18 protein-coding genes and 1 tRNA gene are annotated in these 19784 nt (G+C 64.1%); 7 read left to right on the top strand and 12 right to left on the bottom strand.

The window, feature by feature from the left end; all coding sequences use genetic code 11:
- Positions 1-80: 80 nt before the first annotated feature.
- Positions 81-1172, top strand: a complete 1092-nt coding sequence (locus ACJRPG_RS08265; protein WP_407999586.1) for a LacI family DNA-binding transcriptional regulator — start codon at positions 81-83, stop codon at positions 1170-1172.
- Between the two features lie 30 nt (positions 1173-1202).
- Here the strand turns inward: ACJRPG_RS08265 and cphA are convergent, their stop codons facing one another.
- Both cphA and ACJRPG_RS08255 read right to left on the bottom strand, forming a co-directional pair.
- The gene (cphA, locus tag ACJRPG_RS08260; RefSeq protein WP_407999585.1) at positions 1203-3773 is read right to left on the bottom strand and encodes a cyanophycin synthetase; all 2571 of its coding nucleotides are present in this window, start codon (positions 3771-3773) and stop codon (positions 1203-1205) included.
- Between the two features lie 15 nt (positions 3774-3788).
- Entirely contained in the window at positions 3789-5966 is a 2178-nt protein-coding gene (locus ACJRPG_RS08255) for a cyanophycin synthetase (protein WP_407999584.1), read from the bottom strand.
- A gap of 223 nt (positions 5967-6189) precedes the next feature.
- On the opposite strand from ACJRPG_RS08255, the gene ACJRPG_RS08250 reads away from it, so the two are divergent.
- On the top strand, positions 6190-8475 hold the full coding sequence (locus ACJRPG_RS08250) for a cyanophycin metabolism-associated ABC transporter (RefSeq protein ID WP_407999583.1): 2286 nt from the start codon (positions 6190-6192) through the stop codon (positions 8473-8475).
- Positions 8462-8932 carry a cyanophycin metabolism-associated DUF1854 family protein gene (locus ACJRPG_RS08245; RefSeq protein ID WP_407999582.1) on the top strand — a complete coding sequence of 157 codons (471 nt, stop codon included), beginning with the start codon at positions 8462-8464 and terminating at the stop codon, positions 8930-8932. The genes ACJRPG_RS08250 and ACJRPG_RS08245 overlap by 14 nt, the downstream gene beginning before the upstream one ends.
- 11 nt (positions 8933-8943) lie before the next feature.
- On the opposite strand, the gene ACJRPG_RS08240 is transcribed toward ACJRPG_RS08245, so the two are convergent.
- The gene (locus ACJRPG_RS08240) at positions 8944-9516 is read right to left on the bottom strand and encodes a hypothetical protein (protein ID WP_407999581.1); all 573 of its coding nucleotides are present in this window, start codon (positions 9514-9516) and stop codon (positions 8944-8946) included.
- Between the two features lie 58 nt (positions 9517-9574).
- Complete coding sequence (locus ACJRPG_RS08235) at positions 9575-10471, bottom strand: hypothetical protein (protein ID WP_407999580.1); 897 nt, start codon at positions 10469-10471, stop codon at positions 9575-9577.
- 94 nt (positions 10472-10565) lie between these two features.
- Here ACJRPG_RS08235 and ACJRPG_RS08230 point away from each other — a divergent pair, with 94 nt between their 5' ends.
- Entirely contained in the window at positions 10566-11798 is a 1233-nt protein-coding gene (locus ACJRPG_RS08230) for an alpha/beta hydrolase family protein (RefSeq protein WP_407999579.1), read from the top strand.
- Positions 11799-11804: 6 nt separating this feature from the next.
- Here ACJRPG_RS08230 and ACJRPG_RS08225 read toward each other — a convergent pair whose 3' ends face one another.
- The 6 genes from ACJRPG_RS08225 to ACJRPG_RS08200 form a co-directional block, all read right to left on the bottom strand.
- Positions 11805-12695, bottom strand: a complete 891-nt coding sequence (locus ACJRPG_RS08225; protein ID WP_407999578.1) for an alpha/beta fold hydrolase — start codon at positions 12693-12695, stop codon at positions 11805-11807.
- 68 nt (positions 12696-12763) lie between these two features.
- Positions 12764-13162, bottom strand: coding sequence for an FKBP-type peptidyl-prolyl cis-trans isomerase (locus ACJRPG_RS08220; protein WP_407999577.1), 399 nt, complete (start codon positions 13160-13162; stop codon positions 12764-12766).
- A gap of 151 nt (positions 13163-13313) precedes the next feature.
- A tRNA-Val gene (locus ACJRPG_RS08215) sits at positions 13314-13388 on the bottom strand.
- A gap of 36 nt (positions 13389-13424) precedes the next feature.
- The gene (dnaQ, locus tag ACJRPG_RS08210) at positions 13425-14126 is read right to left on the bottom strand and encodes a DNA polymerase III subunit epsilon (protein ID WP_407999576.1); all 702 of its coding nucleotides are present in this window, start codon (positions 14124-14126) and stop codon (positions 13425-13427) included.
- Positions 14127-14164: 38 nt separating this feature from the next.
- Positions 14165-14608 carry a ribonuclease HI gene (gene rnhA / locus ACJRPG_RS08205; protein ID WP_407999575.1) on the bottom strand — a complete coding sequence of 148 codons (444 nt, stop codon included), beginning with the start codon at positions 14606-14608 and terminating at the stop codon, positions 14165-14167.
- Complete coding sequence (locus ACJRPG_RS08200) at positions 14601-15386, bottom strand: class I SAM-dependent methyltransferase (protein ID WP_407999574.1); 786 nt, start codon at positions 15384-15386, stop codon at positions 14601-14603. Before ACJRPG_RS08200 ends, rnhA begins: the two co-directional genes overlap by 8 nt.
- Before the next feature lie 17 nt (positions 15387-15403).
- Here ACJRPG_RS08200 and gloB point away from each other — a divergent pair, with 17 nt between their 5' ends.
- Positions 15404-16189 (top strand): hydroxyacylglutathione hydrolase, encoded by a 786-nt coding sequence (gene gloB, locus ACJRPG_RS08195; RefSeq protein ID WP_407999573.1) that lies wholly within the window; start codon positions 15404-15406, stop codon positions 16187-16189.
- Positions 16190-16199: 10 nt separating this feature from the next.
- Entirely contained in the window at positions 16200-16847 is a 648-nt protein-coding gene (locus ACJRPG_RS08190) for a 2-hydroxychromene-2-carboxylate isomerase (protein WP_407999572.1), read from the top strand.
- A 6-nt stretch (positions 16848-16853) separates the two neighbouring features.
- On the opposite strand, the gene aceB is transcribed toward ACJRPG_RS08190, so the two are convergent.
- On the bottom strand, positions 16854-18446 hold the full coding sequence (gene aceB / locus ACJRPG_RS08185; RefSeq protein WP_407999571.1) for a malate synthase A: 1593 nt from the start codon (positions 18444-18446) through the stop codon (positions 16854-16856).
- A gap of 113 nt (positions 18447-18559) precedes the next feature.
- On the opposite strand from aceB, the gene ACJRPG_RS08180 reads away from it, so the two are divergent.
- Positions 18560-19465 carry a LysR family transcriptional regulator gene (locus ACJRPG_RS08180; RefSeq protein ID WP_407999570.1) on the top strand — a complete coding sequence of 302 codons (906 nt, stop codon included), beginning with the start codon at positions 18560-18562 and terminating at the stop codon, positions 19463-19465.
- A gap of 67 nt (positions 19466-19532) precedes the next feature.
- Here the strand turns inward: ACJRPG_RS08180 and ACJRPG_RS08175 are convergent, their stop codons facing one another.
- Entirely contained in the window at positions 19533-19736 is a 204-nt protein-coding gene (locus ACJRPG_RS08175) for a cold-shock protein (RefSeq protein ID WP_231769333.1), read from the bottom strand.
- Positions 19737-19784 lie beyond the last annotated feature (48 nt).

Genomic DNA, 19784 nt, shown 5'->3' with positions numbered 1-19784 from the left:
GAAAGGTATGCTCAACAAGAAAAACGAACGCCCGCTGGCCCTGCTGGCCCATAGCGCCGCCAGGCGCGCTTCACCGAGACATGAGAAAAACCAAGCCCGAACCAGCGCTCACCGCGGCCGAACACAAGGCCGCCATCCTGCGTGAAAACCGCCGCGTCACTTCCTATGATGTGGCGCTGCTCGCAGGAGTATCGCAATCCGCCGTGTCGCGCTGCTTCAAGCCGGGCGCCAGTGTCTCCAAATCGACCTACGCGCGCGTGATGAAGGCCGCCGCGGGGCTGGACTATATTCCCAATGCCGCCGCGCGCAGCCTGATTACGCGGCGCTCCAATATGGTGGCGCTGATCATCTCGAATTTCGTCATCCTCTACCATCCGGGCGCGCTGGCGGAACTGAGCCAGCAGATTACGCGGCGCGGCAAACGCGTGCTGCTGTTCACCACGCAGCATGAATCCGACGTCGAGCAGATCCTTTCCAGCGTCTGGCAATACCAGGTGGACGGCGTGATCGCCGCGGCCGCATTGAGCGAACAGCAGGTGCAGGAGTTCGAACGCCGCCAGGTGCCGCTGGTGGTCTTCAACCGCAACCTGCACGAACAACAGGTCAATTCGGTGTTCTGCGACCAGTACGAAGCGGGCCGCCTGATGGCGGCGCACCTTGCTGCGGCCGGCCACCGCCGTTTCGGCCTTATCACGGGACCTGAAGAATCGCCTATCGCCAGCGAACGCCGGCGCGGCGCCCTTGAATACCTGGCGGAGATCGGGCTGCCGCCCCCTGTCATTGCGACCGGGCAGTTCGACTATGCCAGCGGAGCGCGTGGCCTGCGCGAGATCGTCAGCCGGCTTGGGCATGCGCCGGATGCGGTCATGTGCGGCAACGACCTGATGGCGATCGGCTGCATCGAGTGCGCGCGCCATGAGCTGGGCATCGATGTGCCGGGCCAGATGTCGATTACCGGTTTCGATGCGGTGGAAGCGGCCAGCTGGCCGAGCTACAACATCACGACAATGCGCCAGCCGATCCAGAAGATGGCGCAGGCCGCCGCAGACATGCTGGCGGCGCTGATCGAATCGAATGGCGGCGAGGCGGAGAAACGCGTGTTCCCGCCCCTGCTGGTGGACGGCGGCACGGCGCGGATAGCGCCATCAGTGCGCGATTCGCTGGCAGCATAAAAAAACCCGCCTTCAGGCGGGTTATTCGTATCAGCCTTCGGCGATGCGTTTGGAAAGGTGGGCCAGCGCTTCTTCCACCTGGTCCACCAGGATCAGCGCGAGGTCGCCGTCTTTCAGGCGGGCCAGTGCTTTGTCGATAGCGATGAATTCGCCGTCGATTTCATCCACGTAGCTGGTGCGCGGCGCCCCCGCCAGTCCCTCGCGCAGCAGCGCGATCACTTCACCGTCTTCGCGGCCGCGCTGGCACTGGTCCTGGTACAGCAGCACGTCGTCGAAGGACTTGCCGAGGATCTCGGTCTGCTGGCGGATATCTTCGTCGCGGCGGTCGCCGGCGCCGGAGATCAGCACCAGGCGGCGCTTGGCCGGCATGGCTTCCACCGCCTGCACCAGGGCCAGCATGGCGTCCGGGTTATGGCCGTAGTCGGCGATCACGGTCGCGCCGCGGTAGTCGAACACATTGAAGCGGCCCGGCGCGTTATGGCTGTCCGTGGTGAAGGTGGCCAGGCCAAGGCGGATGGACTGCCAGTCGATGCCCGCGGCCCACGCCGCCGCGACCGCCGCCATGGTGTTCTCCACCTGGAAGCCGATGGCGCCGCCGCGGGTGATCGGCACGTCCGCCAGCGCAATGCGTTCTTCGAACTTGCCTTCCACCGCCACCAGCTGGCCGTTCTCCACATACACCGTGCGCTTGCCCTGGGCGATATGGGTGGCCACCACCGGATGGTATTTGTCCGCGCCGAAGAAGGTAATCCTGCCCTTGCAGCTCGATGCCATTGCGGCCACGATCGGGTCGGTCGCGTTCAGCACGGCCATGCCGTTCTTGTCCACATTCTGCACGATCACGCGCTTCAGCACCGCCAGGTCTTCCACCGTGGTGATGTAGTTCAGGCCGAGGTGGTCGCCCGCGCCGATATTGGTGACTACCGCCACCTTGCAGCGGTCGAACGCCAGGCCTTCGCGCAGGATGCCGCCGCGCGCGGTTTCAAAGACTGCCGCATCCACATCCGGATGCTGCAGCACATTGCGCGCGCTGCGCGGGCCGGAGCAGTCGCCGCTGTCGGTCTGGCGGCCATTGATGTAGACGCCGTCGGTATTGGTCATGCCCACGCGCAGGCCGCTCGAGGCCAGGATGTGCGCGGTCAGGCGCACGGTCGTGGTCTTGCCGTTGGTGCCGGTAACGGCGATCACGGGAATGCGGCCATCGTCGCCTTCCGGGAACATGGCGGAGATAATCGCCTCGCCCACCGGACGGCCCTTGCCGTAGGACGGCGACAGGTGCATGCGCAGGCCGGGCGCGGCGTTCACTTCCACCACGCCGCCGTTCTGTTCTTCGATAGGACGCAATACGCTGTCCACCACCACGTCCACGCCGCAGATATCGAGGCCGATCATCTGCGCCGCTTCCACGGCGCGTGCGGCCACTTCCGGATGCACGTCGTCGGTCACGTCGGTGGCAGTGCCGCCGGTCGACAGGTTGGCGTTGTTGCGCAGGATGACGCGCTGGCCATGCGGCGGAACCGAATCCGCCTGCAGGCCCTGCAGCGCGAGGCGCGCCAGCGCGATATCGTCAAAACGGATCTTGGTCAGCGAAGTAGCGTGGCCGCTGCCGCGGCGCGGGTCGGCATTGACGATCTCCACCAGCTCGCGCACCGAGTGCACGCCATCGCCCACCACATGCGGAGGATCGCGGCGCGCAGCGGCGATCAGCTTGTTGCCGATCACCAGCATGCGGTAGTCGTGACCAGCGAGGAAGCGTTCGACCAGGATATCGTCGCGGAATTCGCGCGCCGTGTTGAAGGCGGCCGTCATCTGCTCCTTGGTGGTCACATTGACGGTAACGCCCTTGCCCTGGTTGCCGTCCTTCGGCTTCACCACCACCGGCAGGCCGATTTCCAGTGCTGCCTTCCATGCGTCTTCCGCATCCTCGGCGACACGGCCGACAGGTACCGGCACGCCTGCGGCGTCCAGCAGTTTCTTGGTCAGTTCCTTGTCCTGCGCGATCGATTCGGCGATGGCGCTGGTGCTGTCCATTTCGGCAGCCTGGATGCGGCGCTGGCGCGAACCCCAGCCGAAGCTCACCATGCTGCCGCTGGTCATGCGGCGGTAAGGAATATTGCGCACCACGGCGGCATGCACGATGGCGCCGGTACTCGGGCCAAGGCGCACGTCCTCGTCCAGGTCGCGCAGTTCGGTCAGCGCGGCGTTCAGGTCGAACGGTTCATCCTTCAGCGCGGCGTTGATCAGCTTCTCCGCCAGCTCAACGGCGAGGCGGCCCACTTCTTCTTCCGTGTATTCCACCACCATCTGGAAAATGCCTTCTTCCAGGGTGGGCGTGGTGCGGCTGAAAGTCACCGGGCAGCCCGCTTCGGCCTGCAAGGCCAGTGCGGTCAGCTCCAGCACATGCACCATCGGCACGGCGTCCGCATGGCCATCCGGCTGCAGCTGGGCGATGCGCGGGAAGCGTGCGCGCAGGCGCACTTCGAAGCCTTCCAGCTTGTCGACTGCCATTTCCTCCGGCGTGCAGGAGACGATGGCCTCGATCGCGGTGTGGTGGCTCCACAGATTTGGTCCACGCAGCGCGCGGGTACGAATTACTTCCATTCCCTGTATTCCCGATTAGTTATTCTTGGTGTTCCACTCGAACGTGCGCAGTGCGGCGCCGATCAGGTCCGGCTGCAGGCCGAGCGCCCAGCCGGTGCCAATGGCGGCCAGCACGGCCTCGGTGCAGCCGGACTCGCTCTCCGGCAGACAATTCAGCGGCAGCGTTGCCACCACATCGGCGCCATCAGCCATCACGTAGCCGTCGGCGCGCAGGAATACAGCGCGCTGGCCGTCCTGCAGCTGGGCGGCAATCGCCGGCACGTGTTCATCGGTGCCGTAGAAGATCACGGAACCGTCGCACAATCCGGCCATTTCAGCCACCTGCGCATCCGATGCATTGAGCACGGCCGCGCCTTCCGGCAGCACCACGTCCACCTGCGTGCGCAGCACGTTGAACATCTGTTCTTGTTCGCTGATGTAGAACTCGCCCAGCTCGCCGTGGCCCTGCGCGTCGGTGACGACGCCTACCAGGCACTTGTCGTAGGCATAACCTTCGGTCAGCACCATGCGGTTGCCGTTGGCAAAAACGGCGGCTTCCACGTTCTTGTTCAGCAGCAGGCGCTGGCCGGATTCCCATTCGCTCAGCGGCCCGCGCGGCACCTTGCGGCCGTTCAGGTGGACGCCTTCTTCATTGGCCATGCCGACATAACGGCCGCTGACCTGCAGCAGCCACGCGGTGATACGCGCGATCAGCGCCGTGTGGCGGGTGCCGGACACGCCGACGATTGGAATACGGCCGTCTTCGCCTTCGGCAAACAGCTGGTCCACAATCGCCGCGCCGACAGGACGTGCAATGCCGCCTTCCGCAGGCTTCAGGTGCGCCAGCAGGCCGGGGCTTGCGTTCACTTCGATCACGGCGCCGCCCTGCTCCTGCAAGGGCTTCGAGACATCCTGCACCACGAGGTCGATGCCCGCAATGTCCAGGCCTACGGTGCGCGCAGCCAGCGCGGCCATCTCGGCCACTTCCGGATGCACCAGGTCGGTCACGTCGTTGGCCACATTCCCGTTCAGCTGGATCAGCACACGGCGCCCCGCTTCCGGCACGGAGTCCGGCGTCAGGCCCTGGCGCTGCAGGTCCAGCTGCACTTCGGTGGACTTGCGCGGCTCTACGATATTGAGCGGGAATTCTTCGGTGGTGCCGCGGCGCGGATCGGTGTTGATCTGGGTATCGACCAGTTCCTGCACGCTCTGCTTGCCGTCGCCGGTCACCCACAGCGATTCGCCTTTGGAGGCGGCCACCACCTTGCGGCCGACCACCAGCAGGCGGTGTTCGTCGCCCACGATGAAGCGTTCCACGATCACGCTCTCGCTGCCACCGCGCTGCACGGCGATGTGGTAGGCGGCCTTCACGTCGGCTTCGGTGCCCAGGTTCAGCGACACGCCGCGGCCATGGTTGCCGTCATACGGCTTCACGGCAACCGGCAGGCCGATGTCCTGCGCTTCTTCCCATGCTTCGTCCGCGCTGCGCACCAGCACGCCCTCGGGCACCGGCACGCCAACGGCAGCCAGCAGGTCCTTGGTCATGTCCTTGTCGCTCGCAATGCCTTCGGCAATGGCGCTCGTATGGTCGGTTTCCGCGGTCCAGATGCGGCGCTGGCGCGCGCCATGGCCCAGTTGCACCAGGTTGCCGTCGGTCAGGCGGGTATGGGGAATCTTGCGGTCGGTCGCGGCATCCACGATATTGGCCGTGCTGGGGCCGAGGCAGAGCGACTCCACCATATCGGTCAGCTGCGCCACGGCAGCGTCCAGGTCGAACGGCCGGTCTTCGATGGCGGCCATCAGCAGTTCGCGGCCGGCAGCCAGCGCGGCGCGGCCCACCTGCTCCTGGCGCGTGCGGAATGCCATTTTGTAAATGCCGCTGCCTTCGGCCGTCTGGCGCGTCTTGCCGAAACCGGTGCGCATGCCTGCCAGGTTCTGCAGCTCCAGCACCACGTGTTCGAGGATATGGCCGGCATAGGTGCCGTCGCGCAGGCGCTCCAGGAAGCCGCCGACCTCGCCCACGCCGCAGCGGTGCTCAACCAGATTGGGCAGCATGGCCGTCAGCCGTTCGTACAGGCCAGGAAGTTTGTTCGAAGGGAAGTTTTCCAGCTCGCCGATATCGAGCCAGGCTTCGATCACCGGCCGATAAGTCCAGATATTTGGCCCACGCAGGTGCGTCACGCGGAGCACTTCAATGTCTTTCTTCTTTGTCATGTTTTTGCTCTGATACCTTTTGCGCTTATACTTCCGCAAAAAGCTGGGCCTTCCTCTTCGTAAATCGTCAAAGTTGATAGCTGAAGAATACAGTAAATAGCAGCTTCCTTCTTCGCCATCCTTATCGTGTTAGCGTTCCGCTTTTTAAGGCCGTACCCTATATTTTCCCACTGTTTCATGTTTCTTGCCACTTGGCAAAGACCGCACCGGAGTCTGTTCCATAATGACAACAACTGATCTTTCCCCTGAACCGATCCGCACCGAGCTGCCCGAAAAATGGCGCTCCGATGTGCAGACACAGCTGGCCTCAGGGGAAAACGTGCTCGGCGCAATAGAGGTTGACCTCGACGCGAAACTGCACTTCGCTAAAGGCTTCATCCTGCTGACCGAGCGGCGCATTATGGCACGCGGTCCGGGTGAGTCGCAGTGGAAACAGTGGCCTTATCAGGAAGGCATGTCGCTCAAGCTGCACGACCATGCCGGCGTGGGCCACCTGGAGCTGTTCGATGCCCACCGCCGCCTCGACTGCTGGCGCTTCACGCTGGGACAGAACCTGCAGGCGATCCGCCTCAGCGAGCAGTTCGCGCCGCTGGTGGAAAGCCACCTGACCGGCAAGCCGGTGGAGAAGGAAGAAGAACACGCCTGCCCGACCTGCAAGGCCCCGCTGGAGCCGGACGAGGAAGAATGCCCGATCTGCGCCAAGGTCGAGTACACGCCGCCCACCACCTGGACCCTGTTCCGCCTGTGGCGTTTTGCCCATCCCTATCGCTGGCAGCTGCTGCTGGGCTTCACGCTGATGCTGCTGTCCACCGGCGCCCACCTGATTCCGCCCTACCTCAGCATTCCGCTGACGGACAATGTGCTGGTGCCTTACCAGAACGGCAAGCCGGTGGACACCGGCCTGGTGGTGCTGTACATGAGCGGCCTGCTCGCTTCCGCCATCCTGGCCTGGGTGCTGGGCTGGGGCAAGACCTATGTGCTGGCGCTGGTGTCCGAGCGCATCGGCGCCGACCTGCGCACGGCTACCTATGAACACCTGCTGCGCCTCTCGCTCGAATACTTCGGCGGCAAGCGCACCGGCGACCTGATGTCGCGCATCGGCAGCGAAAGCGACCGCATCTGCGTGTTCCTGTCGCTGCACCTGCTGGACTTCGCCTCCGACTGCCTGCTGATCGCCATGACCGGCGTGATCATGTTCACCATTAACCCGTGGCTGGCCATCGTCACGCTGGTGCCGCTGCCTTTCATCGCCTGGCTGATCCACCTGGTGCGCGACAAGCTGCGCACCGGCTTCGAGAAAATCGACCGCGTGTGGGGCGAAGTGACCAATGTGCTGGCCGATACGATTCCCGGCATCCGCGTGGTGAAGGCCTTCGCACAGGAGGCACGCGAAGCGAACCGCTTCCGCATCGCCAACAAGCACAACCTGGCCGTGAACGACAAGTTGAACAAGGTGTGGTCTCTGTTCTCGCCCACCGTGTCCTTCCTGACCGAGATCGGCCTGCTGGTGATCTATGTGTTCGGCATTTACCTGGTGTCCAAGGCCAGCATCACGCTCGGCGTGCTGACGGCTTTCCTCACCTACTCCGCTCGCTTCTACAGCCGCCTGGATTCCATGAGCCGCATCGTGTCCGTAACGCAGAAATCGGCGTCGGCGGCGAAGCGCATCTTCGATATCCTGGACCACGTTTCCAGCGTCCCGGAACCCGCGAATCCGGTCAAGGTCAACAGGGTGGAAGGCAATATCACGCTGCGCGAAGTGGGCTTCCGCTACGGGAACCGCGCCGTCAACCGCGGCGTCAACCTCGATATCAAGGCGGGCGAGATGATCGGCCTGGTGGGCCACAGCGGCTCCGGCAAATCCACGCTGGTGAACCTGATCTGCCGCTTCTATGACGTGGCGGAAGGCGCGATCCTGCTCGATGGCACCGACATCCGTTCGTTCGCCGTGTCCGATTACCGCCGCAACATCGGCCTGGTGCTGCAGGAACCCTTCCTGTTCTTCGGCACCATCGCCGAGAACATCGCTTACGGCAAGCCGAACGCCACACGCGCCGAAATCATGGCCGCTGCCCGCGCCGCGCACGCGCACGATTTCATCCTGCGCCTGCCGCAGGGTTACGACTCGATGGTCGGCGAACGTGGCCAGGGCCTGTCCGGCGGCGAACGCCAGCGCATTTCGATTGCCCGCGCGCTGCTGATCGATCCGCGCATCCTGATTCTCGATGAAGCCACGGCATCGGTGGACTCCGAGACCGAAAAGGAAATCCAGAAAGCGCTGGACAACCTGGTAGCCGGCCGCACTACCATCGCCATCGCGCACCGCCTGTCCACGCTGCAGCGCGCCAACCGCCTGGTGGTGATGGACCGCGGCAAGGTGGTGGAAGAAGGCCCGCACGAAGAGCTGATGGAAAAACAGGGCGCCTATTACCGCCTGTACCAGGCCCAGGCCCGCAACGTCGACACCGACCTGGACGACGCACCGAAGGAACGCCATGACGACAATTAATTTCCGGCTGGAGCGCGACGCCTTCGGCCGCCTCAACCTCACCGACGCGCAAGGCGTGGTACATGAACACGTGACGCCGGTGCGCGCCTTCCCGATCCAGGCGCCCGATGAAGGCCTGTCGCTGATGAACAGCGATGGCAAGGAAGTGGCATGGCTGGACAGCCTGAACGAACTGCCCGCCGATGCTGCCGCGCTGGTGCGCGATGAACTGAGCGGCCGGGAGTTCATGCCCGAAATCAGCCGCATCATCAACGTCACCAGCTTCGCCACGCCCTGCACCTGGACCGTGGCCACCGACCGGGGCGAAACCGACTTCGTGCTGCGCGGCGAGGAGGACATCCGCCGGATCGGCGCCGATGCCCTGCTCGTCTCGGACAGCCATGGCATCAACTTCCTGATCCGCAACCAGTATGAACTGGATAAGCACAGCAAGAAGATTCTGGACCGCTTCCTGTAAGCGGCGAAGGCTCAGCGGCGGGCGGCCGGCTCGTCGTTAATACAGATCGGCGCGCGTTTCGCGTAGCTGCTGCAGGCTCTGCGGAAGCAGGCCGCAGCGGCCTCTCCTGCATATTCCTTGCACTGCGCCAGGCGGCGCTCCACGCTTGCGCGCGTCATCCTGGGCTCGCGCACGGCTTTCGCCTGCGCCGGCGCCTCCGTGCGGCGCGCCGGCTTGGCAGGCGCCGGCTGCGTTTTTTCCACCCGGACCGGACGCGATGCGGGCGGCACGGCAGGTGCGGGAGAATGAGAGCTTGGCTGCCCTTGCGGCGCCAAGGCTGGCGGCGGCACCGGCGCCGGCAGCGGCAAGACGGCCGGCGGCGCGGAAGCCTGTATCACAGCAGTGTTGGCGGATTTGCTGATCTGCGCCAGCGTGCGGTCAGCCTGCAGGCTTTTCAGCACGATCATCAGCGATCCCAGTAAAGCGAGCAGCAGCGCGGCGACACCTGCCCACAGGGCAATCGTCTTGCCACGGCTGATCCCGCCGCTGTGCTCCTGGTCTTCGTGGGCGCGGGGTGCTGCGGGCGGCTGCTGCGGTTCGTCCATGATCTGTCGCTAAAATCGTACACAGCAGCAGATTAACGAATTTGCGGAAATTGTGTCGCTACGCTTTGCTCGCCTTTTGCGATTTCGCACGGCAGGCGGCGCTGGCCTTGTTGGGGGCGGTGCAGCGGACCGGTACGGCTTTGCGCACGGTCTTCGCCGCGGCAGCCTTGCTCCTGGAGGAAACCGCAGCCTTGGCCGTCTTTTTGGCGGCAGCGGCTTTGGCGGAACGCTTTGCGGCGGTGGCCTTGGCGGTGGCCGTCTTCGCCGCTGCTGTCTTTGCGGTGGCTGTCTTCGCCGCCGCTGCCTTGGCGCGGCGCGCAACGCGGACCTCGTCGCGCACTACTGGCACTGCACGCACGGGCGCCTCTGCGGCCTGCGCTACGGAGCGCGGAGCGGCGGGCGCTTTATCCGGCTGTGCGGCGACGGCGGCTCCGGTGGCCAATGCGGCAGCGCCTGCCAGCGCGGCCGGCGGCACAGTTGCCCCCTGGGCCGCTGCCGCTTCGGGTGCGGCAGCAGGAGTCTCCGGCGTGCCGCCATCGGTGTGCGGCGGCAGCGGAATGGCCGACGGCACGTGTTCGGGCGCAGGCGGATGCGAGAAATCCGGTGGCGGCAAAGCCTTGGCGGACATGCCCTCCGGCGCCGTCAATGCGGGTTCGGCTTTTTTGGGATGCTGGCCGGCCGTACTGCCGATCCAGGCAATCGCCCCGATCAGGCCCGCGATCACCACTGCGGCGCCGCCAAGCAGCACAGGCTTCAGCGCGCGGCGCGGGGCCTCAGCATCAACAGGCGCCGGCGCTTCGGGCACGCTGTCCGCTACCGGTGCTGCGGGCGGCTCAGCCGCGAACGTGGGTTCAGGATCAAAGGCCGGTGCCGCTGCCGGCGCCGGTGCGGGCGCCATATATTCCTCATCGAACAGGCTGGGTTCAACCCTTTGTACTGCAGTTTCTTTCTTCATTGACTATCGCTTTGTGCTGACGGAGCTGGCGGTCAGCACTCTACCATACTCGGACGGCATGCTATCCTCCCGCCACCCAACCCGGAGTACGCCAATGAAGCCGCTACTTTTTGCCTTGATGGCGCTTGCACATGCCCTCGCATCCGCACAGGACGTCACCTTGCAGGACGTGGCCCGCATGCCCGCGCCGCAGATCCTGCATTCCGAACCGGCGGCTTCGGACGGCATTACGGTTCGCCACATCGTGTTCCGCTCGACCGAGGTTGGCGGCGTGCCGAATGAAGTTTACGCGGTGCTCGCGGCCCCAAGGCATGCGGGCCCGCACCCCGCGCTGCTGGTGCTGCACCCGGGCCGCGCCGCCGCTCAGGCTGCCATCGCCGAGGAATGGGCGCGCAAGGGCTATGTGGCCATATCGCCCGACCTGCCCGGCATCGCCAATCCTGATCTTGCACCCCGTTCCGGCGGCCTGTGGAAGCAGCGCCCGTACGGCGCCGACCGCTGGACGGTCAGCCCCTCGCTGGCGCACAGCACGGTCTTCCAGTCGCTGGCGGCAGGCGCCGGCGCAATTCGCCTGCTCCAGCAAATGGACAATGTGGATGCGAAGCGTATCGGCATCATTGGTGCCTCCTGGGGCAGCTATATGACGACCGTCCTCGCCGGCTTGCTGGGTGAGGACATCCGCGCCGCCTACGCGGTCTGGGGCGCCGGATTTTTTGAAGACACGGTGTTCGCCACCAACCTCGCCAGCCTGAGCGACGCTGAGCGCAGCCGCTGGCAGTCGGCGCTGGGGGCGGAGCACTACCTGCCACGCATCAGCGCACGCTTCTTTATCGCGGGAGCGAGCAACGACCGGGCGTTCTACCTGCCCTCGCTGGTGCGCAGCTACGAAAACATCCAGGCGCCCAAAGGCATCGTGTTCGGGCCGAACGCCGATCACGATGCCGGCGGCTATGCAGGCGGCCCGCCACCGGACGGCAGGAACTGGACGGCGCAGGAAGTCACCTTCTTCGAACATGCGCTGAAAGGCATCGGCGTACCGCTTCCCCACGTGGATACGGTGAAGCTCGCACCGCAGTTCGCGGAGGTGCAGGTGGAGGCCGAGGCCGGCGTGCGCGAGCTCGCACTGTTCCATGCACCCGCCGGTACGCCATGGCCGCAACGCCGGTGGACGCAGCTCGCCGCAGAGCGCATCAAGGTGATCGGCGGCAAGCGCTACCGGATCGACCTGTCAGGCCTGGAACCGGGCGCATGGTATGTGATTGCCACCGACCTGCGCGGCGTATCGGCTTCTTCGCTGCCCAAGCCCCTCGACGGTCAGCGCTTGTAGAGGATCTCAGGAAAAGAACGGCAACACACGGGCCAGCAGTTCAGCGGGCGCCTCCTCCGGCACGTAGTGCCCGCAAGGCAGCGTGCCGCCATCGACATTGTCGGCCACACGACGCCACTCCTTCAGCGGCTCGAAGCAGCGATGCACCACGCCTTGCTCGCCCCACAGCACGAGCAGCGGCATGGACAGCCGCCTGCCGGCCTCGATGTCGGCGCGGTCGTGTTCCAGGTCGATGCTGGCGGCGGCGCGGTAATCCTCGCAGATGCCGTGCGCAGCGCCCGGCAGCGCCAGGCAGCGCTGGTATTCGGCCAGTGCACGCGGATCGAAGGGCGCCAGCCCCGCGCTGCGGCCGCCCATCACATCGCGCACATAGGCTGCTGGATCAGCCTCGATCAGCCGTTCCGGCATCGGCGCGCGCTGGATCAGGAAGAACCAGTGCCAGTAGGCCCGCGCAAAAGCCTCCGAGGTCTGGCTGTACATTGCCAGCGTGGGTGCGATATCGAGCAGCGCGAGGCGCTCCACCGCATCCGGATGATCGGCCGCCAGCCGGTGCGCCACGCGGGCGCCACGGTCGTGCGCCAGCACGCGGAAACGCTGAAAACCCAGCGACTGCATCACCTTCAGCACATCGAGCGCCATGGTGCGCTTGCTGTAGTTGGCATGATCGCCGGCGCCTGCCGGTTTCGAAGAATCGCCGTAGCCGCGCAGGTCGCAGACCACCAGCGTGAAGTGGCGGGCCAGCGCCGGCGCAACCTTATGCCAGATGACATGGGTCTGGGGATGGCCGTGAAGCAGCAGCAATGGCGGCCCGCCGCCCCCTGTCACCGCATTGACATGCACACCTGCTTCGGTTTCCACCCGCAGGTTTCGAAATCCGGGAAAAAGCTCCGACGTCATTGCCGCTCCAGCGAAGATTGGAGCCGCAATTATGGCATCAGTGCCGCAACCGCGTTGCGCTTCGGCGTTTATTGAACGTCCAGCAGCTCAATGTCGAAGATCAGGTTTGCGTTCGGAGGAATCGGGCCGATGCCGTTGGCGCCATAGCCCATCTCGGCCGGCACAATAATCGTGCGCTTTCCGCCCACTTTCATGCCCTGCACCCCGATGTCCCAGCCTTTGATGACCTGGCCGCCATCGACCTGGAAGCTGAACGGAGAACGCCCGGCCGACGAATCGAACTGCGCGCCATGCTGCGCCTCGGCCTTCGGCTCATACAGCCAGCCCGTGTAATTGACGACGGCAGTGGAACCGGACGTTGCCTCCTTGCCCGTACCAACCACAGTATCGATCTTTTGAAGCGCGAGGGCCGGCGCCGTTTCGGACGCAGCTGGCGCCGGCGGGTCCGCGCGCTTGCAGGCGGACATTGCAATTGCCGTTGCCAGGGCCAGGGCGGAACAGGAAAGCAGCTTTTTCAAATCAACACCTCGTCAATGGATAAGTTACGCGCAATGAAAAAAAGCCGACCTGCAAGCAGATCGGCTTTCGTAGCGAGTGATTGCAACCACTCTGGAATTCTGGTGGGAAGTGCAAGTTTCGAACTTGCGACCCCTGCAGTGTGAATGCAGTGCTCTACCCCTGAGCTAACCTCCCGAAGAAGCAGCATTATAGATGCTGCCTTGAAGAACGTCAAGCGGCTGGAGTGCGCCAGATGCAAGTTCCTTTTACTGCCTTATCCAGGCCGTTCAACAGATCCTCGTGCGCGGCCAGTTCTGCGTCCGAAGCGCGCACCACGAGGATGTCGGCCAGCGCCACCTGCGCCAGCTCAACGCCGCCAACCGCTACTTCCTCCTCGATGTCCATGCCCAGGCTGTTCTGGCCGCGCGTCATGGCCAGGTACACGTCCGCCAGCAGCTCCGCGTCCAGCAATGCGCCGTGCAGCTTGCGGTGCGCGTTGGAGATGCCGTAACGGTCGCACAGCGCGTCCAGCGAGTTGCGCTTGCCCGGATGGAGCTCCTTGGCGTGGACCAGCGTATCGATCACGCCGCTGATATGGTCATCGAAAGCCGGCAGGTTCAGCATCCTGAACTCATGATTGAGGAAGCCGAGGTCGAAGGGCGCGTTGTGGATGATGACTTCCGCATCACGAATATATTCGCGCAGCTCTTCCACCACCTCGTGGAAGCGCGGCTTATCGCGCAGGAATTCAGTGGTCAGGCCGTGCACCGCCAGCGCGCCCTCTTCCGAATCGCGCTCCGGATTGATATAGCGGTGGAAGTTATTCCCCGTCAGCATGCGGTTGTGCAGTTCGACGCAGCCGATTTCAATGATTCGGTTGCCCAGCTTGGGATTAATGCCGGTGGTTTCGGTATCGAGAACGATTTGACGCATGGGAGTTCAGCCTGAAAACGGTTGGGCAGTATAACAAATCAGCGTTTGCTGCGGACCAGTTCGACGCCTTTGTTGGCCAGCATGTCGGCGCGTTCGTTGCCAGGGTGGCCGTTGTGGCCGCGCACCCAGCGCCAGTCCACCTTGTGGACGGATTGAGCCTGGTCGAGCGCCTGCCACAGGTCGGCGTTTTTTACCGGCTCCTTTGTCGAGGTCTTCCAGCCCCGCGCTTTCCAGCCGTGGATCCATTCGCTGATGCCCTTCTGGACGTACTGGCTGTCCGTATGCAGGATCACTTCGCAGGGGCGCTTCAGCGCGTTCAGCGATTCGATCACCGCCAGCAGCTCCATGCGGTTGTTGGTGGTATTCAGCTCGCCGCCGAACAGCTCTTTCTCGTTGTCGCCTGCCTTGAGCCAGGCGCCCCAGCCGCCGACGCCGGGATTTCCCTTGCAGGCGCCATCGGTGAAAATCTCTACTTTATCCATTACCCTGTTCTTTGTGCTTGTTGGTCGCCGGGACGGCGACCGGTGATTTGGCGGCCTTCTTGCTCCACGCGGGGCCGATCAGGCGCATGCCTTTGACGCGCTTGATGGCCTGCACCATATACACGGCGCCGAAATACGGCCAGTAGCGCGCTCCGGCACGGTCCATGAAGGCGTAGCGGGCCAGCCAGCGCTCGGTGCGGCAGGCTGGTGCGTAGCAGCCGAAGTGGCTGTTGCTCACGCCCATATTCAGCAATTTTAACCAGTCTTTGATACGCGGCATAGAGATGAATTCGCCTGCTTCCGGCAGATAGTGGGAGCGCGTAATGCGGCCCGTCACCTGGCGCAGCCCCCACAGGCTGGCGGGATTGAAGCCGCACACGATCAGCTGCCCTTCCGGAATCAGCACCCGCTCCACTTCGCGCAGCACCTGGTGCGGCTCGGCCGAGAATTCGAGCACATGGGGCAGCACGATCAGGTCCAGGCTATTGCTGGCAAACGGCAGCTCGCTGCAGTCGAAGGTCACATCCACGCGGCGCATGCCCTCCCCGCCCGCACCCTCGGGACGCAGGCGGGTATCGGCCAGCAGCTGGTGCGGCATGCGGTTGGCGGCCAGTGCGTTGATCATCGGGGTGCCGATCTGCACCGCGTTGAAGCCGAAAATATCCGCCGTGAGCTCGTCCAGGCAGCGCTGCTCCCAGGCGCGCACGTAGGCGCCTGCCGGCGTTTGCAGCCAGCTTTCCAGCGCTATAATGGATTTTTCGGATGTTGCGCTATCCATGCGACCCTTTCAAGCCAATGAGCACTCCTGCAGCTGTACTCACCGTTCCTGCGTTCAAAGATAATTACCTGTGGCTCATTCACGATGGCAGCCATGCCGCCGTGGTCGATCCCGGTGACGCTCAGCCGATCCTGGCGGCGCTGGACGAGCACGGCCTGTCCCTTACCGCCATTCTACTCACCCACCACCATGCTGACCACATTGGCGGCGTGGACGAGCTTTTGCGCCGCCATGACGTGCCGGTGTTCGGGCCGCGCCACGACGGCATCGCGGCCGTCACCGTGCCGCTGGGCCAGGACGATACCGTGCAGGTGCCGGGACTGGACCTCAGGCTCTCCGTGCTCGATGTGCCGGGCCACACGCGCGGCCACATCGCCTACGTGCGCGAAGGCCGGGAGCCATGGCTGTTCTGCGGCGACACCCTGTTCGGCGCGGGCTGCGGGCGCCTGTTCGAAGGCACGCCGGCGCAGATGTTCGACTCGCTGGTCAAGCTGGCCGCGCTGCCGGACGATACCCGGGTGTTCTGCGCCCATGAATACACGATGTCCAACCTGCGCTTCGCGGCGGCCGTGGAGCCTGGCAATGCAGCGCTGCAGGACAGGATAGCCGATGCCACGGCGAAGCGGGCCCGCGGCGAGCCTACCATTCCAAGCACCATCGGCCTGGAACGGGCCACCAATCCTTTCCTGCGCGGCGATCAGGCGGAGATTGCGGCGCAGCTGGATGCTGCGGGCAGGCTGGGAAGCGACCGCAGGCCGGTGGCCGTGTTCACCGCACTGCGGGAATGGAAAAACACTTTCTGAAGGAGATTGCATGGAGCAGCTGACGTTCTACTTCGACCCCATCAGCCCTTTCTTCTGGCTGGCCACGAAGCAGATTCCGCGCATCGAGGCGGCCGGTGTGCAGGTGGTGATGCAGCCGGTACTGTTCGCCGCGATGCTGAATGCGCATGGACTGGTGGGGCCGGCCGAGGTGCCGGCCAAGCGCGAACTCACCTTCCGTGATGTGATGCGGCTGGCCGATGCGCAGGGACTGAACTTCGTGGGACCGCCCGGCCACCCCTTCAACCCCCTGCTGGTGCTGCGCATGGCGATTGCGATTCCTCAGCGCGAGGCGCGCATCCGCTTTGCGGTAGCGGTGGCGGAGGCCACCTGGGAAAAGGGACTGGATGTATCGAATCCGGACGTGATGCGCGAGATCGCGCTGCAATGCGATCTGGATGGGGAGGCGCTGCTGCAGGCGGCCGCGCAGCCTGAGATCAAGCAGGCACTGAATGCGGCCACCGAACAGGCCATTGCCGCAGGCCTGTTCGGGGTGCCGAGTTTTGTCTACCAGGGGGAGCTGTTCTGGGGTGCGGACCGCATCGATTCGCTGCTGCGCCGCATTGCGGGCCATCGCATCGACGAGGCCCGCCTGCAGGACTTCCTGGCGCGCCCTCCGCTGGCGCAGCGGAAGGCGTAAGCCGGATCAGATTTCCTCGTACAGCGGCAGCGTGAGGAATTCGGCGAAGTTTTCGGACGTCGACATCTGTTCGAAGATCTGCGCTGCGCGCTCGTAGGCCGGGCTGCCGCCGTCCGGCGCCGCCGTTTTCACCTTCGCCAGTTCTTCCGGAATCATGGCGCGCACCATATCGGCTGTCACCTTGCGGCCGTCTTCCAGCTGGCCCTTGCTGGAGCGGATCCACTGCCACACCTGCGAGCGGCTGATCTCCGCCGTCGCTGCATCTTCCATCAGGTTATGGATAGGCACGCAGCCATTGCCGCCCAGCCAGCTGCCCAGGTAATGGATGCCCACGTTGATGTTGTAGCGCAGGCCTGCTTCCGTGATCGGCGTTTCAGGCTGGAAGTTCAGCAGCTCGGCCGCCGTCACTTCCACATCCGGACGCTGTTTGGAGATCTGGTTCGGCGCATCGCCCAGCACCTTTTTGAACTCGCCCATCGCCAGCTCCACCAGGCCCGGGTGCGCCACCCAGCCGCCGTCGTAGCCGTCGCCCGCATCGCGCGCCTTGTCGTTGCGCACGCCGCCCATGGCCACGTCGTTCTTCTCCGGATCGTTCTTGATCGGAATCAGCGCCGACATGCCGCCAATCGCCGGCGCGTTGCGCTTGTGGCAGGTCTTCAGCAGCAGCAGCGCATAGGCGCGCATGAAGGGCGAGGTCATGGTGACTTTGGCGCGGTCGGCCAGGCAGAAGTCCTTGTCCAGCTTGAACTTCTTGATGCAGCTGAAGATATAGTCCCAGCGGCCGGCGTTCAGGCCCGCGCTGTGCTCGCGCAGCTCGTAGAGGATTTCGTCCATCTCGAAAGCGGCGAGAATGGTTTCGATCAGGACGGTGGCCTTGATGGTGCCTTGCGGCAGGCCCAGTTCGTTCTGCGTCATCACGAAGATGTCGTTCCACAGCCGCGCTTCGAGGTGCGATTCCATTTTCGGCAGGTAGAAGTATGGACCGGCGCCGCGCGCCAGCTGCTCTTTCGCGTTGTGGAACATGAACAGGGCGAAGTCGAAGATGCCGCCGGAGATGCGCTTGCCATCCACCAGCACGTGCTTTTCATCGAGGTGCCAGCCGCGCGGGCGCACCACCAGCGTGGCGACCTTGTCGTTCAGCTTGTAGGACTTGCCGTTCTGCTCCAGCGAGATTGTCTTGCGCACCGCGTCCATCATGTTGACCTGGCCGCTGATCTGGTTATCCCAGTTCGGAGTGTTCGAGTCCTCGAAGTCCGTCATATAGCTGTCGGCGCCCGAGTTCAGGGCGTTGATCACCATCTTGCGCTCCACCGGGCCGGTGATTTCCACACGGCGGCATTCCAGCGCTTTCGGGATCGGCGCAATTTTCCAGTCGCCTGCGCGGATATGGGCGGTTTCGGCGAGGAAGTCCGGGCGTTCGCCCGCGTCCAGCCGTTTGGCGCGGGCAGCGCGTGCGGCCAGCAGTTCCTGGCGGCGCGGCTCGAAGGCGCGCGTCAGCTTCGCCACCAGCGCGAGCGCTTCCGGCGTGAGGACCGTTTCGTAACCGGGTTTGATATCAGCCTTGATTTCCATGCCGGCAGGCAGAGTGAGGGTGCTCATGGGACGATCTCCAAGTGATGGTGTTGTGTAATGTTTTCCAGTATATTGACTTAATACTTAGCTAAACGAGACAAATAATCACTTCATCTGTGCGTTTTTGTCATAAGTGACCCATGGACCAATTCCGCCAGCTCTCCACCTTTGTCGAGGTCGTCGCCCGCGGCAGCCTCTCCGCTGCGGCCCGTGCCGAGGGCATTGCCCCCGCTGTCATCGGCCGCCGCCTGGATGCGCTGGAACAGCGGCTGGGCGTCAAGCTGCTGCAGCGGACCACGCGCAAGCTGGCGCTGACGGACGAAGGCACAGCCTTCCTCGAAGACTGCCAGCGCATCCTGGCCGAGCTGGAATCGGCCGAGGCCGCAGTGGCCGAGCGCAGTGCGCGCGCCACCGGCCACCTGATGATTTCGGCGCCGGCCGGTTTCGGCCGCCAGCATGTGGCGCCGCTGATCCCCTCCTTCCTCGCCGAGCACCGCGAGGTCACGGTAACGCTGCACCTGAACGACCGCGTGGTGGACCTGATCGGGGAAGGCGTGGACGTGGCGATCCGCATTGCCAGCCTGTCCGATTCTAATCTGGTGAGCGTAAAGCTGGCGGACAACCACCGCGTGGTGGTGGGCACGCCCGCCTACCTCAAGCGCCATGGCGCGCCAAAGACGCTGGACGACCTGGCGCAGCACAACTGCATGGCCATCAGCAGCGAAGGCAGCCAGCGCGGCTGGACCTTCCAGGACGGCGGCAAGAGCGTGACGCTGAAGGTGACGGGAAATATGAGCTGCAACGATGGCGCCGTGCTGCATGACTGGGTGCTGGCCGGCAAAGGACTGGCGTGGCGCTCGATGTGGGAAGTGGGCGGCGATATCGAAGCAGGCCGCCTGCGCACGGTGCTCGACCAGTATTCGGCGCCGGGCAACGACCTGTATGCAGTGTTCGCGCAGCGCCGCCATTTGCCCTTGCGCATACGCGCTTTCGTGGACTTTCTGCGCCGGACTTATGCGCAGCCCGAATACTGGAAAAAAGGCTGAACCAAAACTGACAGGCAAAAAAAAATCCCCGGGAACCGAGGATTTTTGCGTCGTTTAATTCAGCGTCTTACAGAGGTTGAATGTTCGAAGCCTGCTTGCCTTTCGGGCCGGCGGTCACTTCGAAAGACACTCGCTGGTTCTCTTGCAGCGATTTGAAGCCTTGGGTTTGAATCGCCGAGAAGTGCGCGAACAGATCTTCGCCGCCTTCGTCAGGGGTGATGAAACCAAAACCCTTCGAATCATTGAACCATTTTACGATACCAGTTGCCATTACAATTCCTATTACAGTTAAATGAGCTTGCGCCCGTGATATCGTTTA

Origin of the sequence: Pseudoduganella rhizocola (assembly GCF_045984285.3) — a bacterium.
Taxonomy (GTDB): Bacteria; Pseudomonadota; Gammaproteobacteria; order Burkholderiales; family Burkholderiaceae_D; genus Rugamonas.
Note: the sequence above shows the minus strand (reverse complement) of the source record. Positions and strands in the feature narration are given on the sequence as shown.

Bases quoted from the DNA above. Each gene is read 5' to 3' on its own strand.
- aceB (WP_407999571.1), bottom strand. From the start codon at position 18,446: ATGAGCACCCTCACTCTGCCTGCCGGCATGGAAATCAAGGCTGATATC.
- rnhA (WP_407999575.1), bottom strand. From the start codon at position 14,608: ATGGATAAAGTAGAGATTTTCACCGATGGCGCCTGCAAGGGAAATCCC.
- ACJRPG_RS08240 (WP_407999581.1), bottom strand. From the start codon at position 9,516: ATGGACGAACCGCAGCAGCCGCCCGCAGCACCCCGCGCCCACGAAGAC.
- ACJRPG_RS08225 (WP_407999578.1), bottom strand. From the start codon at position 12,695: ATGACGTCGGAGCTTTTTCCCGGATTTCGAAACCTGCGGGTGGAAACC.
- ACJRPG_RS08190 (WP_407999572.1), top strand. From the start codon at position 16,200: ATGGAGCAGCTGACGTTCTACTTCGACCCCATCAGCCCTTTCTTCTGG.
- ACJRPG_RS08235 (WP_407999580.1), bottom strand. From the start codon at position 10,471: ATGAAGAAAGAAACTGCAGTACAAAGGGTTGAACCCAGCCTGTTCGAT.
- dnaQ (WP_407999576.1), bottom strand. From the start codon at position 14,126: ATGCGTCAAATCGTTCTCGATACCGAAACCACCGGCATTAATCCCAAG.
- ACJRPG_RS08255 (WP_407999584.1), bottom strand. From the start codon at position 5,966: ATGACAAAGAAGAAAGACATTGAAGTGCTCCGCGTGACGCACCTGCGT.
- ACJRPG_RS08200 (WP_407999574.1), bottom strand. From the start codon at position 15,386: ATGGATAGCGCAACATCCGAAAAATCCATTATAGCGCTGGAAAGCTGG.
- ACJRPG_RS08180 (WP_407999570.1), top strand. From the start codon at position 18,560: ATGGACCAATTCCGCCAGCTCTCCACCTTTGTCGAGGTCGTCGCCCGC.
- ACJRPG_RS08175 (WP_231769333.1), bottom strand. From the start codon at position 19,736: ATGGCAACTGGTATCGTAAAATGGTTCAATGATTCGAAGGGTTTTGGT.
- cphA (WP_407999585.1), bottom strand. From the start codon at position 3,773: ATGGAAGTAATTCGTACCCGCGCGCTGCGTGGACCAAATCTGTGGAGC.
- ACJRPG_RS08220 (WP_407999577.1), bottom strand. From the start codon at position 13,162: ATGTCCGCCTGCAAGCGCGCGGACCCGCCGGCGCCAGCTGCGTCCGAA.
- ACJRPG_RS08250 (WP_407999583.1), top strand. From the start codon at position 6,190: ATGACAACAACTGATCTTTCCCCTGAACCGATCCGCACCGAGCTGCCC.
- gloB (WP_407999573.1), top strand. From the start codon at position 15,404: ATGAGCACTCCTGCAGCTGTACTCACCGTTCCTGCGTTCAAAGATAAT.
- ACJRPG_RS08230 (WP_407999579.1), top strand. From the start codon at position 10,566: ATGAAGCCGCTACTTTTTGCCTTGATGGCGCTTGCACATGCCCTCGCA.
- ACJRPG_RS08245 (WP_407999582.1), top strand. From the start codon at position 8,462: ATGACGACAATTAATTTCCGGCTGGAGCGCGACGCCTTCGGCCGCCTC.
- ACJRPG_RS08265 (WP_407999586.1), top strand. From the start codon at position 81: ATGAGAAAAACCAAGCCCGAACCAGCGCTCACCGCGGCCGAACACAAG.